The sequence below is a fragment of the Photorhabdus hindustanensis genome (assembly GCF_002968995.1).
Taxonomy (GTDB): Bacteria; Pseudomonadota; Gammaproteobacteria; order Enterobacterales; family Enterobacteriaceae; genus Photorhabdus; species Photorhabdus akhurstii.
Window position 1 is genome coordinate 69,481 of record NZ_PUWT01000008.1, and the last position, 14,656, is coordinate 84,136.

Below are 14,656 nucleotides of genomic sequence, written 5' to 3' on the forward strand. Positions count from 1 at the left end.
GATGACGGCATCATATTGGGCAAAAGTGCTTGGTGAGAACATGAAGATAATAGCGATTGCATCAGATTGTCAGTAACTTGAGCAGGCATATCCAGTTGTTTTTATTTTAAGAGGGGTAATAAAATTCTTACCGTTCCAATAAAAGATCAATTGGTAATATAGTCTAAAATGATAACAGATGACTAACCGCAGAGGTGTATGATGCTAGAACAAATCTGCCAACTGGCTCAGGAAGCTGGTGCGGCTATTATGACAATTTATCAGGATGAACATCCTCTGAAAGTTGATCATAAGCAAGATGATTCACCGGTTACTATGGCTGATATTGTAGCTCATAAAATCATTAAAGCCGGATTATCCCGTATCGCTCCGGAAATTCCACTGTTGTCGGAAGAAGAGCTTCCCTCTTGGGAAGAGAGGCGTGATTGGAAGCGCTATTGGTTAGTTGATCCTCTGGATGGTACTAAGGAATTTATTAATCGTAACGGTGAATTTACGGTTAATATCGCCTTGATTGACGAGGGCGTTCCTGTGATGGGGGTCATATATGCTCCTGTGCAGGATACGCTTTATTCCGGGCAAGGGAGGCAGGCATGGAAAAAAGCCGGTGGTGGTCAATGCTTGCCGATTAAAATTCGTGATGCTAATCCACCAATGGTAGTCGTTAGCCGTTCTCATATGGATACAGAATTAGAAGATTATCTCAATCAGTTAGGTGAACATCAGACGGTTTCTGTGGGGTCTTCACTGAAGTTTTGTTTGGTGGCTGAAGGAAAAGCGCAACTTTATCCTCGTTTTGGACCCACTCATATCTGGGATACTGCGGCGGGTCACGCTATAGCCATTGCTGCTGGTGCTCACGTGACGAATTGGAAAGGTCAGACTCTAGATTATACGCCTCGTGAATCATTCCTAAATCCGGGATTTAGAGTAACGATTTTTTAATCGTGGTTGTTTTCTAGCAGATTTGTTTTTCAGATTTGTTTTTTAGCAGAATGGTGGTGATAAGGGCAAACGAAAACATACCTGCAAGTCGTTATCACCACGGATGTTTTTACTGTAGTTCTTTACGAACTAATTCAATGACTTGTTTGATTTCGCTACTGTTTAGCTTACCTTCTTTAGCAAACTTCGCTGCGCCATTTTTGTCCAGGACAATAATGGCAGAACTTTTCGCTTCCAACTGCCAAGCTTTTTTGACCACACCGTTGCTGTCAGCGATAAACTGAGACCACGGAAACTCTTTTTTGCTATCTTCAATACTGCTGCGGACAAATGGTCCAGTACCGAATATGGCATCACTGACATTGATGATGGTGGTTGTTTGGTATTTTTCTTTTGAAAAATCAGCGCGTTTTATCTCTTCTATCAGTGGAGCATTTATCTCTTTAGCGGCACTACGACCTGCAATATGTTGTATGACTCTCACTTTACCAATCAGTTTTCCACTATCCCAATTTTGGTAGCTAAACTTGTTATTGTTGAGTAGCAATTCACCTTTATCAGAAACGCTGATCGCAGGAACTTGTTGTTCCAAATTGATGTTGTGAGCGAATGCTAAAGCAGGAGAACAAAGTAGCACGGCATATAGCATAAAGTTCTTTATCATAATTTTTCCTTTGTAGGTTAATGTGACAATACATGGATCTCTAGCATAGCGGGTATTAACTGATTTATCTCTTTAAAGAAGATCAAATTTTTAACATTAAGTAAGAGATAAAGTTACATAGTTATGTATATCTAAATATCTGTCATTTTATGTAAATTCGGTGCATAAAACTAAAAATGGAGGGAACAAAATCGGATAAATTCAGTCTATTATTCTACATAACGGTATCGTGTATGGAGTTGGTTCACCAAACGTAACCGTAAGAAGCACTTAGGAGGAAAAAAGCAGAGATGAAAATTTTTCACCGATATAACCCACTGAAAATTGCTCTCTACGTTAAAACTTTATTCCGTGGACGTTTATACATTAAAGATATGGGGGCTTTTGAATTCGACTGTGGCAAAATTTTACCACCGAAGGTGAGAGATAAGCGCCATTTTAGTGTAATGAGCGAAGTCAATCAGCAAGTGCTACGTTTGCAGGCCGAAATAGGATAGATAACGAAAAAGAGTCGGGTTGCATACTGATGTAATCAGCGCCACAAATAAAAATAAGTGGCGCTTGACACGAGAATATTAAACGGCCTTAGTTCAAGAATAGGCCGTTTTTATTTATCTATCATCACTGATAAGTAGGTTTTGTGTTGGCGTCACGGTGGGAATATCAGTGACTTTTGTGACTAGTAGCTGATCGATTTTGTAGTTATCAATATCGACAACTTCAAACTTGTAACCAGCAAATTTGACTGAATCGGTACGCTTTGGAATTTTGCGCAGCCGGAACATCATGAAACCTGCAATGGTTTCATAGTTACTTGAATCAGGAAAGTCATCAATATCCAGTACCCGCTGTACATCATCGATAGGTGTTCCCCCTTCTACTAACCATGAATTTTCGTCACGGATGATAATCTGCTCTTCTTGTCCTTGACCGACTAAATCACCCATCAGGGTGGTCATAACATCATTAAGGGTAATCACACCCATTACCAGCGCATATTCATTCAGGATAATGGCAAAGTCTTCACCCGCCGCTTTAAAGCTTTCTAAAGCATCGGAAAGCGTCAAAGTATCTGGAATGATCAGCGCGTTGCGGATTTGGACACCTTTGTTGAAGCTTAGGTTTTGACCACTCAGAACACGGTTGAGTAGGTCTTTGGAATCCACATAACCGATAACGTGGTCAATATCTCCATCACATATCAGGTATTTGGAGTGTGGCTGGCTAGAAACCTGTTGTTTGATACTTTCTTCACTTTCATTCTTATCGAAGTAGATGATACTTTCCCTTGAGGTCATGGCAGAGGGCACTGTGCGGGATTCGAGTTCGAACACGTTTTCAATCAGTTCATGCTCTTGTTTACGCAGCACACCAGCAACAGCGCCTGCTTCCACAACCGCAAAAATATCATCAGATGTGATGTCTTCATTACGTGCGGTCGGAATTTTAAAGATCTTAAAGATAAGATCAGACAAGCCATTAAATAGCCAAACTAATGGGCGGAAAACTGTCAGACAGAAACGCATTGGGTTTACGATTTTCACTGCGACGGCTTCAGGCTTGATCATGCCGATACGTTTTGGCGTCAAGTCTGCGAGTAAAATGAATATACTGGTTACAATGGTAAATGAGCAGATAAAGCCCAACTGTTCCGCCCATTCAGGACGCATAAATTTCATGAAAAAAGCTTTCAGTGAAGGGGAGAATGCGGATTCACCGACAACACCTGCCAAAATTGCCACTGCATTTAGGCCGATTTGCACCACGGTAAAAAACATTCCCGGTGTTTCTTGTAATTTGAGGACATGGGCTGCGTTGACATTACCCTCATCGACCATCAGTTTTAGTTTGATTCGTCTGGAGGCAGCAAGAGAGATTTCAGATAACGAAAAAAAGGCGCTTATCGCGCACAATAGAAACACTATTAAGAGACTATTTAGCATATGGGGTCCGTGTTTTACCTCCGGTGGTAGGGTAGGCTGTCATTTAGAAGAGCACCGGAGGAAACAATAAAAATCATATAAAATAAAAAGCGATAACAATCACTTAGAAAACCACTAATTAGTGTGGTAATTATAACATCAATAAAATGCAACGACTAGTTTTTGTTCATTTGGGGCAAGCAAACACCAATACCGCCTAGTCCACAATACCCCTCAGGATTTTTAAATAGATATTGTTGATGATAGTCTTCAGCGAAATAGAATGGCCCCGCTTCTGTGATCTCCGTTGTAATAGGGCGGTTATCCCCTTTCTGTTGCATTGCTTGTTGGAAACGTTCAAGGCTGGCTAATGCCAGTTCATGTTGCTGAGGTGACACGGTATAAATCGTGGAGCGATACTGAGTACCAATATCCCCGCCCTGGCGCATTCCTTGAGCGGGATCGTGGTTTTCCCAGAAAAGTCTTAATAAGTTTTCGTAGCTGTTTTTTGCTGGATCGTAAACAATTCTAACAACCTCAGCATGTCCGGTCAGGCCGCTACAAACTTCTTCGTAAGTTGGATTCTCTGTTGTACCGCCGCTATAACCTGCGGAGGTGGTGTAAATATCAGGTTGTTGCCAGAATAGGCGTTCTACGCCCCAGAAGCATCCCATACCAAAATAGGCAACTTCCATATTTTCTGGGACAGGTTCTATCGCATGATCGGTAACAGCATGGTTAGGTGAAACCTTAAGTGGCTCGGTTCTGCCTGGTAATGCGCTTTGAGGATCAATAGATAGGCTTTTATTAGCTGTTGGCACAATTCACTCCCGTAATTATTAAGTTTTCAGACATTAATAGATTGTATATATTATAAACTTTACTCAAGATAAATTTATTATAGTCAAATTATTCCGATCAGGTTAGGAGTTCGCGTGTCAAGATACCCCGTTTTATGCTTTCTTTGTGTGTCTATCGCCTCTCCCATTGCTTATAGCGCTAATCTTCGTCTGAAAATAGAGGGACTAACAGGCAGTTTAGAGAAAAATGCCCGAATTCATCTCTCCACTATCAGCACAGATGAAGTTGCGCCAGATGGCCGTTTCCGATCTCGTGTAGATAAAGCGATTCGTGAAGGCTTGCGCCCGCTTGGTTATTATGAACCTATTATCGAGTTTACCTATCAGGAAAATAAACCGCCTGCTCGCTCGGTATTAACGGCAAAAGTTACCGCAGGTGAACCTGTGCGAATCGCCGGTGTTAATGTTGTTTTGGAAGGTGGGGCAAAGACAGATGGAGATTATGCCAAACTGGTAAAAAGCAAAAGCCCAAAGAAAGGAACGGTTCTTAATCATGATGAATATGAAAGCCTTAAAGGTTCTCTGACCGGGCTTGCTATTAGGAAAGGTTATTTTGACGCTGTTATGAAAAAGAGCCAATTGGGTGTTTCCAAAATGCGGCATGAGGCATTCTGGGACTTTGTTTTTAATAGCGGTGAGCGTTATCACTTTGGTCAGATACGTTATCGTGGTTCACAGATCCGCGAAGATTATCTGAATCCTCTGGTTCCGTTCAAAGAAGGGGATTTTTATACCTCAGAACAATTGGCCGAATTGAATCGGCGGTTAGCAGAAACTGGCTGGTTTAACTCAGCGGTAGTTACACCGGATTTTAATACCGCGAGAAAAAACGGTGACGGGATGCTTCCTCTTGAAGCGGTATTAACTCCACGTTCCAAAAACTATGTTGAACTGGGTGGGGGTTATGGATCTGATGTAGGACCACGGGTAAAGGCGAAATGGACAAAACCCTGGCTTAATTCCCGCGGACACAGCCTTAGCACCAGCATCAACCTTTCTGCACCTGAACAGGTTGTTGATGCCACCTATAAAATGCCGCTGAAAGTAAACCCGTTAGAGCAATATTACGCATTGCAGACGGGTTATAAGCGTAAAGATATCAATGATACCGTATCAGATACCGCGACAGTAAATCTTTCCCGTAATTGGGATCTTTCAACGGGGTGGCAGTATGGGATCAATATGCGTTGGAGTCTCAGCCACTTTACTCAGGCTAATGTCACCAATACGGCAATGTTATTGTACCCAGGAGCAAATGTTAGCCGTATTCGCCAGCGTGGGGGGACGATGCCTTATTGGGGCGATAGCCAGCGCTATTCTATTGATATCTCCGATACCCTCTGGGGTTCCGATGTCGATTTCTTGGTGTTACAGGCGCAAAACGTTTGGATCAGAACTTATTGGGATAATCACCGTTTTGTTGCTCGGGGTAATTTGGGTTGGATAGAAACCAATGCATTCGAGAAGGTTCCCCCTGACTTACGCTTTTTCGCTGGCGGTGATCATAGTGTCCGTGGTTACAGATATCAGAAAATTTCTCCTAAAGACGACAAAGGAAAATTGACCGGTGCATCCGCACTGGTTGTGGGTTCTCTTGAGTACCAATATAACGTAACGGGTAATTGGTGGAGTGCTGTTTTTGTTGATACCGGTGAGGCCATTAATGACATTAGAAAAAGCAATTTTAAAACCGGCGTAGGTGTTGGTGTGCGTTGGGCTTCTCCAGTCGGGCCCATTAAATTTGACCTTGCCAGACCAATAGGGGATTCAGAATCCCGTAATATCCAGTTTTACATCGGGTTAGGATCTGAATTATGAGATGGATTAAAAAGGTCAGTATTGCTTTTCTGCTGATGGTGGCTTTGTTGGTTATTGCTGTTGCCGGGTTGGTAGGAACGCAATCTGGCCTGCATTTTATGATTAACAGTGCTGCCCGTTGGGTTCCGGGGCTAGATATAGCCAGCGTCAGTGGTGGTTGGCGTGATTTGACTCTGAAAGGCGTTAAGTATCAAATGCCCGGTGTGAATGTCAGTGTCAATCAACTCCACCTTTCATTGCGTCTTTCTTGTCTGAAAAATAGTCAGTTATGTGTTAATGCATTGACGACGGAGGGTGTAAAAGTGGCGATTAATACTAGCCAATTGTCCCCTGCGGGAGAACCATCATCAAAGTCAGAGCCTTTGACTGAACTGAGGACGCCGTATCCAGTCTCACTTGATTTGCTATCTGTTAAAAATGTCACTGTCACCGTAAATGATACGGTATTTGCCCTTGATGAATTTAGGACCGCAGCTCAGTGGCAGCAAAAAGCATTAACGCTTAAGCCAACGAAAATTAATGGATTGCTGGTGGGACTGCCAAAAACTCCCCCTGAACGGCTGAAAACGGCGGAAGCAGAGGAGAAAGCGAAACGAGGGAGTGAACCGGAAAAATCGTTGGCGGAAATCCTGAAAAAATTGTTCTCCCAGCCGCTATTGGCAACGTTGCCAGAAGTGCCTATTCCACTGGATATGACTGTTGAAGGGATCAGTGGTAAGCAATTACGGCTGACGGGTGATACCAATATCACAATCAATGAGTTTTTACTGCAACTCAGCAATCAGGGACAGCAGATTCAGCTCAATAAATTGAATGTTAAAATGCCGGAAGGTTCTCTTGCCGTTAATGGTTCCGCGACTCTGGCGCAGCAGTGGCCGATAAAACTGCTAATAAAGGGTGAATTAAGTCGACAAGAGATCCAAGGGCAGAAGGTTAATGTAAAACTTAATGGCGCTTTACTGGAGCAGCTCAGTCTAGGGCTGAATTTGTCTGGTCCTGTCAGCGCTAAACTTGATGCTCAAGCGGAACTGGCGAAGACAGGTTTACCAGTGCGGATGACGTTTGAAAGCCAGCAACTGAGTTGGCCTTTAACGGGGACGCCTGAATATCAGCTTGATGGCATAAAAATGCGCCTGAATGGTAAGGCCAGTGGCTATGATTTGTCATTGCGTTCCGGTATTAAGGGAAATGAAATTCCACCGGCATTACTTGTGTTAGATGCTAAAGGCAATGAAGAGCAGTTTAAGTTGACTCGCCTACGCCTATCTGCTTTGCAGGGAAAGGCTGAATTGGCAGGTGTGGCGGATTGGAGCAAAGCTATAAGTTGGAATACGGTGCTGATACTCTCCGGGATCAATACCGCTAAACAGTGGCCGGAATGGCCTGCAAAAATAGAGGGGAAAATAGTGACCCGTGGTAGTTTACACGGTGGTAGTTGGCAGCTCCAGATCCCGGAAATCACGTTGGACGGCAACGTAAAACAGAACTTAGTAAAAGCCAAAGGTAAGATTTCTGGTAACGCGGTTGGTCAGTGGAATATTCCTCAATTTGAGCTGGCTTTAGGGCGCAATAAAATGAATCTCCAGGGCCAGTTGTCCAAACAGTGGAAACTGGATGGCGATATCAATGCACCGAAGCTGGATGGCATATTACCGGGGCTTGGCGGTGTCGTGAATGGGACGCTGAAACTGCGCGGTAATATACAAGCGCCTCAGCTTTTGGCTGATCTCAATGCCAGTGGATTGAAGTGGCAGGATTTGCGCATTGATCGTGTGAGTGTAAAGGGGAATGTACGTTCTGATGAACAGATCCACGGGGATCTTGCTGTTAAAGTCAGTCAGTTAAAACAGGCGGATTTGATTGTCCGTAATTTGACGTTGGATGCAAAGGGCAATGAGAAACAGCACAACTTGCAATTGAAGGTCGACGGTGAGCCGATTGCCGGTCAACTTTCGCTTAATGGTAGTTTTGATCGTAAGCAACAGCGATGGAAAGGCAGCATCGACAATACCCGTTTTGACACCCCGGTTGGAGAATGGCGTTTAACTAAAGCAATAACTCTCGATTATCTTAATCAGCAACAGAAAGTCACTGTGGGCACGCATTGTTGGCTGAATCCACATGCGCGGCTCTGCGTACCTAAACTCATTGAAGCAGGCGCCAGCGGTAGCGCATCCCTTATTCTTGAACGCTTTGATCTTGCTATGATTCAGCCATTACTGGGACCTGAAACACATTTGAAAGGGATATTCAGTGGCAATGCTGACGTTAAATGGAGTGCGGACGGCGGATTACCTCAGGCCAATGTTATTTTGCGTGGTGATGGGGTGCAGGTTAAGCAGATGGTTGATGGTACTGTGTTACCGGTAGATTTCCAGACGCTGACACTCAATGCAGGCTTGAAGAATGGCACGGCAAAGCTGAATTGGTTGTTTAAGATTATGGGAAATGGTCAGTTTAACGGTGACGTTCAGATTGCTGATCTTGCAGGGAGCCGTAAGCTGTCGGGTAATGTCGATGTTCAGGATATTTCATTGGCGTTAATCAAGCCGATTCTAGGGAACGGTGATAAGGCGGAAGGTCATTTGAATGCTAACCTGCGTCTGGGTGGTAATATCAAAAATCCATTATTATTTGGTCGGTTGAACTTGGGTGCATTGCAAGTTTCAGGTCACTGGATACCATTTGATATTACTCAAGGGCAAATCGGTGTGAATTTTGATGGAGTACACTCTGTTCTTGAGGGGGTTATCAAAACCCCGAAAGGACAACTTAACCTGAATGGTGATGCAGACTGGCGCAATGTGGATGCATGGCATGCGAGAGTGGCGGCTAATGGTGATAAGTTAAGAGTGGTTTTTCCACCAATGTTGAAAATTGATGTTAGCCCTGCTCTGGTGTTTGAGGCTTCTCCTCAGTTGCTGAAATTGGATGGTAGCGTTGGTATTCCTTGGGCGCGTATTACTGTGAAGGAGCTACCAGAATCGACAGTTGAAGCTTCACCGGATGAAATTATATTGAATGAGAATCTTCAGCCATTACAAGAGAAAAAAGCGTCGATCCCAATTCAAAGTAATTTGACGATTCATATAGGAGACGATGTTCGTCTCAGTGCTTTCGGCCTTAAAGCGCAACTTAAAGGTGATTTGAAGGTTGTTCAAGATAAACAGGGACTGGGTTTGAATGGTCAAGTTGATATTCTTGATGGTCGTTTCCATACTTATGGGCAGGATCTGATTGTTCGTAAAGGGCTGATTATGTTCTCCGGTCCACCTGATCAGCCATTGCTGAATATTGAAGCTATTCGTAATCCAGATTCTACCGATGGACAGGTTATTGCAGGGGTAAGGGTGACCGGTTTGGCGGATCAGCCAAAAGTAGAAATTTTCTCAGAGCCTGTTAGATCACAATTGGAAGCACTTTCTTATCTGTTGCGTGGTGAAGGGTTAGAGAATAGTAACTCGGACAACTCACAGATGACGGCAATATTAATAGGTTTGGGGGTTGCACAGAGTGGTCAGTTGGTAGGTAAGATCGGTGAAATATTTGGTGTTTCTGACTTAGCACTGGATACTCAGGGGGTTGGTGATAAATCACAGGTAGTTGTTAGCGGAAAGATTACAAAAGATCTGCAAGTTAAGTATGGTGTTGGTATATTTGATTCACTGGCAACATTAACCTTACGTTATAGGTTAATGCCTAGATTGTATCTGGAAGCGGTGTCTGGTATTGATCAGACATTGGATTTGCTCTATCAGTTTGAGTTTTAAAAATGCGAATTATTGTTTATGGCAGCTTACGGCGCAAACAGGGCAATCATCACTGGATGACCGATGCTCAATGGTTAGGTGATCATCGGCTGGAAGGCTATGAGCTATATGACCTTGGGCATTATCCTGCGGTTGTCCGTGGTGACGGAAGTATTGAATGTGAGGTATATCGAATCAATTCTACTATCCTGACAGAATTAGACGATTTGAAAGATAATTCGCGGGAGTATCTAAGGGAATTGATTCAGACACCGTATGGCAATGCATGGATATATCTTTATCAGTTTCCAATAACTGGTTTACGGCGGATAAAAAGCGGTGACTGGTTGAAGCGTCATGCGGAAGAGTAAATAAAAAGCCTTTTTTTGTAATAAAAAGGGAGTATGGTATTAAAAAACCTCTGTTGGTGATGTTCCCCAGAGGTTTTTTAATTATTCAAACAGGAAAAAACTATTTCTTAGCGGCACGTTCGAAAGAGGAGATAATTTCTGCTTTAGCAGCTTCGGCATTATCCCAACCATCCACTTTAACCCACTTACCTTTTTCCAGATCTTTATAGCGCTCAAAGAAGTGAGTGATCTGAGCGCGCAGTAGTTCTGGTAGATCGTTCACATCTTTAATGTGATCATACTCTTTGGTTAGTTTGCTATGTGGAACTGCAACCAGTTTCGCGTCTTCACCTGATTCATCAGTCATTTTCAGAACGCCAACCGGACGGCAACGAATCACAGAGCCTGGTTGTAGTGGGTATGGCGTCGGAACCAGAACATCAACCGGGTCACCATCCAGAGATAAAGTGTTGTTGATGTAACCATAGTTGCATGGATAGAACATCGCGGTAGACATGAAACGGTCTACAAACAGTGCACCGGATTCTTTATCAATTTCATATTTAATCGGATCGGCATTTGCAGGGATCTCAATAATGACATAGATATCTTCAGGCAGTTCTTTTCCTGCCGGTACTAAGTTCAGGCTCATGAAAGTTTCCTTTATTTCAAACCAGAATAGAGTGGGGAGTATTATAGCCAAAACATTTTTTAAAGTACTCTCCATTTTTCTGACAAGTAGCTTGTTGGTAAATGTTGTCTCTAAGTTTGATGATGGCCCCGTGGTGCAGTCACTATAAAACCTAGAACAGAAGGTCGTTTAACACTGCTACTGGCGAGAGCATAATAAGCAGTGACATGCTCATTACCACACATGACAAAGGTGCAGTTAGCTTCTGTATAGGGCATTTTTTGTATTTACATATTGATATATAAGTTGTGGATTATATTATGTTGTCATAAGTCATGACTTATGAGGTTGTTGTGTGGACTATAATTTTAACCGGTCGATTTGAAGATTGGTTTGATGAACAAGATATCAGTACCCAGAAAAAAATATTGGCAGACCTTAGTGTGTTAGAAGTGTTTGGTCCTCAACTAAGGCCGTCCTGTTGTTGACTCTTTGTATGGTTCAAAATTTAACAATATGAAAGAGCTAAGAATTCAGTGTAAGGGGAGGCCAATAAGAGCATTTTTTGCCTTTGACCCATTAAGACGAGCTATTGTTCTATGTGCTGGTGATAAGACAGGGAACGAAAAGCATTTTTACAAAGAAATGATCTCGGTGGCTGATGCTGAGTATGAAGCTCACTTAGCGAGTTTGGAGGGTAAAAATGAAAACTCTTAAAGATAAGATACGAGAATTTTCTGTTGAAGATCGAACAGATATAAAACAGATGGCTGATGAAATGATTTTAGAAACTGGTTTGCAACTGATGAGAGAAGAGCTGAATATCTCTCAGAAAAAACTGGCGGATAGTTTAGGTGTTAGTCAGCCTGCAATTACGCAAATAGAACAACGGGGTAACGATATAAAACTGGCTACGTTAAAGCGTTATGTTGAAGCTATGGGAGGCAAACTTAGCCTAACCGTAGAACTCCCAACTGGAGATGGGCGAATTTTTCATATCTGACAGAAGTGGTGACTACTCCTTTAGCTTGTGCACGATTTTGTGTAGTCGCCATTTTATTGAAGGTGATCTGTTAGGTGGTCACCAATCAGTAATAAAGTAACTAGTTAAAATCAAAAAAGCGACGAAAAATCCCGCCGCTTATCCGTAATTAACCGATGAAATTACTCATCTGGGAACTCAGCCATAAAACTCTCTGCTTTCTCCACCATTGATTTACTACCCACAAAGAAAGGGACGCGCTGATGCAGTTTGGATGGGATGATATCTAGAATGCGATTAACTCCATCACTCGCTTTACCGCCGGCTTGTTCAGCCAGGAATGCCATTGGGTTACATTCATACAGCAGGCGTAATTTTCCTGATGGATGATTGGCGGTGCTTGGGTAAATGTAGATACCGCCTTTCAGTAAATTACGGTGGAAATCAGCAACCAGCGAACCAATATAACGGGTAGTATAAGGGCGCTGAGTGGCTTCATCTTGTTCCTGGCAATATTTGATGTATTTCTTTACCCCCATAGGGAATTTGATGTAATTTCCTTCGTTGATGGAATACATATTGCCATTGGGTGGGAACTGAACTTTCTCATGGGAAAGACAAAATACTCCCAAAGAAGGATCGTAAGTAAAGGCGTGTACCCCACAGCCGGTGGTGTAGACCAGCATAGTTGAAGAACCGTAAACAACATATCCGGCGGCAACCTGACGATGGCCTGGTTGCAGGAAATCTTTTTCAGTCACTGGCTGGCCGATGGGGGTAATACGGCGGTAGATAGAGAAGATAGTACCGACGGAAACGTTTACATCAATATTTGAAGAACCATCCAATGGGTCCATCAAAACAACATATTTTGCGTTTTCTGCGCGGTCTCCTTCGAAAATAACGATATTATCTTCTTCTTCTGAAGCGATCCCCGCAACTTCACCGCGTGCTTTCAGTGCTGCTTTGAGTTTTTCATTAGCATACAGGTCCAGTTTCATCTGCACCTCGCCTTGGATATTGGACACACCGCTGGTCCCTAAAATATCCACTAAACCGGCTTTGTTGATATCACGGTGAATGATTTTCGCTCCGAGCTTAATAGCGGAAAGCAATGCCGTGAGTTCACCCGTAGCGTGAGAAAAATCGTGCTGCTTTTCGACGATGAATTCGCCTAATGTTTTCATGACGAAAGTCCTGAATGTGATTTGATAGTGGTTTTAGAGTGACCATTGCACTCTTACGCGGGCAGTTTAGCCAAAGAAAGGGATGATTCATAGGCTATTCCATTTCTTATCTTGCTATTGATGGTTAGAATAGTGGCTAACTTCATGCTATGGAATAGGAAATCAATGCGTATTCATATTCTTGGTATCTGCGGCACTTTTATGGGTGGACTGGCAATTTTGGCACGTTCTCTTGGCCATGAAGTGACTGGTTCTGATGCCAATGTTTATCCACCAATGAGTACCTTACTGGAAAAACATGGGATTAATCTGATTCAGGGATATGACCCGGCACAGTTGGATTCTGCGCCAGATATGGTCATCATCGGTAATATTATGAGCCGTGGGAATTCTTGTGTAGAAGCTGTGTTGGAGCGTGGGCTCCCTTATACTTCTGGCCCACAATGGCTGCATGATTATGTTTTGCCTGAACGTTGGGTGCTGGCGGTTGCAGGGACGCATGGCAAGACAACGACTGCGGGTATGTTAGCCTGGATTTTGGAAGCTTGTGGTTATAAACCAGGTTTCTTAATTGGTGGTGTTCCGGGGAATTTTGAAACATCAGCTCAGATCGGGGAAAGCCCGTTTTTCGTAATAGAAGCTGATGAATATGACAGTGCTTTTTTTGATAAACGATCTAAGTTTGTGCATTACAGCCCACGTACGCTGATCATGAACAATCTGGAATTCGATCATGGCGATATTTTTGGCGATCTGGCAGCTATTCAGAGACAGTTCCATCATCTTGTTAGGATCGTTCCGGGTAGTGGTAAGATCCTTGTCCCGGATAACGATATTAACCTGAAACAGGTTTTGTCTATGGGCTGTTGGAGTAAATTGGAGCTAGTGGGTGAAACTGGTAACTGGCAGGCAAAAAAGATCAGCACAGACAGCCGTAATTATCAGGTGTTTTATGATGGTAAAGTTGTTGGAGAAGTGAACTGGTCGCTGGTGGGTGAACATAATATGCGCAACGGGCTGATTGCAATTGCCGCTGCACATCATGTTGGTGTCCAGCCAGCAGATGCCTGTTGTGCTATAAGTGAATTTATTAATGCACGTCGTCGCCTTGAGCTACGTGGTGAAGAGAATGGCATCACTGTTTATGATGATTTTGCACATCACCCGACAGCAATGTTGGCAACTTTAGAAGCTCTGCGTAGTAAGGTTGGTGGAACTGCGCGTATTATTACTGTGTTGGAACCGCGTTCAAATACCATGAGAATGGGTATCAGTAAGAATGAGATCGCGCCAGCACTAGGACGTGCTGACGAAGTGTTCTTATTTCAGCCAGCTAATATTAAATGGCATGTATCAGAAATTGCAGATCGCTGTGTTCAGCCTGCTTACTGGAGTGCCGATATCGATTCACTGGTAAATATGATTGTTGATAAGGCACAACAGGGTGATCATATTCTGGTTATGAGTAATGGTGGGTTTGGTGGTATTCATGAAAAATTGCTATTTGCACTGAATAAAAAAGTTTGTCGATCCTGAAAATAACCAAGG

At 43.2% G+C, this 14,656-nt stretch carries 12 protein-coding genes and 1 pseudogene; 8 read left to right on the forward strand and 5 right to left on the reverse strand.

Translation table 11 applies throughout. The features are described 5' to 3' along the window. Positions 1-201 precede the first annotated feature (201 nt). The gene (cysQ, locus tag C6H66_RS03640) at positions 202-945 is read left to right on the forward strand and encodes a 3'(2'),5'-bisphosphate nucleotidase CysQ (protein WP_036776574.1); all 744 of its coding nucleotides are present in this window, start codon (positions 202-204) and stop codon (positions 943-945) included. Between the two features lie 109 nt (positions 946-1,054). Here the strand turns inward: cysQ and C6H66_RS03645 are convergent, their stop codons facing one another. Next, a complete protein-coding gene (locus C6H66_RS03645) occupies positions 1,055-1,609 on the reverse strand; it encodes a YtfJ family protein (protein WP_105394829.1) in 555 nt (184 codons plus the stop codon). Positions 1,610-1,899: 290 nt separating this feature from the next. Here C6H66_RS03645 and C6H66_RS03650 point away from each other — a divergent pair, with 290 nt between their 5' ends. Next, positions 1,900-2,106, forward strand: a complete 207-nt coding sequence (locus C6H66_RS03650; RefSeq protein WP_011148633.1) for a DUF1107 domain-containing protein — start codon at positions 1,900-1,902, stop codon at positions 2,104-2,106. A gap of 114 nt (positions 2,107-2,220) precedes the next feature. On the opposite strand, the gene paeA is transcribed toward C6H66_RS03650, so the two are convergent. Both paeA and msrA read right to left on the reverse strand, forming a co-directional pair. After that, positions 2,221-3,552, reverse strand: a complete 1,332-nt coding sequence (paeA, locus tag C6H66_RS03655) for a polyamine export protein PaeA (RefSeq protein WP_105394830.1) — start codon at positions 3,550-3,552, stop codon at positions 2,221-2,223. 155 nt (positions 3,553-3,707) lie between these two features. Then, complete coding sequence (gene msrA / locus C6H66_RS03660; protein WP_046396599.1) at positions 3,708-4,355, reverse strand: peptide-methionine (S)-S-oxide reductase MsrA; 648 nt, start codon at positions 4,353-4,355, stop codon at positions 3,708-3,710. 111 nt (positions 4,356-4,466) lie between these two features. Between msrA and tamA the strand changes: the two genes are divergently transcribed. Genes tamA through C6H66_RS03675 form a run of 3 tightly spaced genes read left to right on the forward strand, consistent with a single transcriptional unit; the run spans position 4,467 to position 10,329 of the window. Beyond that, positions 4,467-6,209, forward strand: a complete 1,743-nt coding sequence (gene tamA, locus C6H66_RS03665) for an autotransporter assembly complex protein TamA (RefSeq protein WP_105394831.1) — start codon at positions 4,467-4,469, stop codon at positions 6,207-6,209. Next, positions 6,206-9,979, forward strand: a complete 3,774-nt coding sequence (tamB, locus tag C6H66_RS03670) for an autotransporter assembly complex protein TamB (RefSeq protein ID WP_105394832.1) — start codon at positions 6,206-6,208, stop codon at positions 9,977-9,979. The genes tamA and tamB overlap by 4 nt, the downstream gene beginning before the upstream one ends. Before the next feature lie 2 nt (positions 9,980-9,981). Then, complete coding sequence (locus tag C6H66_RS03675) at positions 9,982-10,329, forward strand: gamma-glutamylcyclotransferase family protein (RefSeq protein WP_036776564.1); 348 nt, start codon at positions 9,982-9,984, stop codon at positions 10,327-10,329. 100 nt (positions 10,330-10,429) lie between these two features. Here C6H66_RS03675 and ppa read toward each other — a convergent pair whose 3' ends face one another. Continuing rightward, positions 10,430-10,960: an inorganic diphosphatase gene (gene ppa, locus C6H66_RS03680; RefSeq protein ID WP_036776561.1), complete on the reverse strand. Its 531-nt coding sequence runs from the start codon at positions 10,958-10,960 to the stop codon at positions 10,430-10,432. Between the two features lie 314 nt (positions 10,961-11,274). On the opposite strand from ppa, the pseudogene C6H66_RS03685 reads away from it, so the two are divergent. Both C6H66_RS03685 and C6H66_RS03690 read left to right on the forward strand, forming a co-directional pair. Then, positions 11,275-11,656, forward strand: a pseudogene (locus tag C6H66_RS03685) (type II toxin-antitoxin system RelE/ParE family toxin). Then, positions 11,643-11,942: a helix-turn-helix domain-containing protein gene (locus C6H66_RS03690; protein WP_046396596.1), complete on the forward strand. Its 300-nt coding sequence runs from the start codon at positions 11,643-11,645 to the stop codon at positions 11,940-11,942. Before C6H66_RS03685 ends, C6H66_RS03690 begins: the two are co-directional and overlap by 14 nt. 161 nt (positions 11,943-12,103) lie before the next feature. On the opposite strand, the gene fbp is transcribed toward C6H66_RS03690, so the two are convergent. Beyond that, on the reverse strand, positions 12,104-13,108 hold the full coding sequence (gene fbp / locus C6H66_RS03695; protein ID WP_105394833.1) for a class 1 fructose-bisphosphatase: 1,005 nt from the start codon (positions 13,106-13,108) through the stop codon (positions 12,104-12,106). A gap of 165 nt (positions 13,109-13,273) precedes the next feature. Between fbp and mpl the strand changes: the two genes are divergently transcribed. Continuing rightward, entirely contained in the window at positions 13,274-14,644 is a 1,371-nt protein-coding gene (gene mpl, locus C6H66_RS03700; protein ID WP_046396594.1) for a UDP-N-acetylmuramate:L-alanyl-gamma-D-glutamyl-meso-diaminopimelate ligase, read from the forward strand. Positions 14,645-14,656 lie beyond the last annotated feature (12 nt).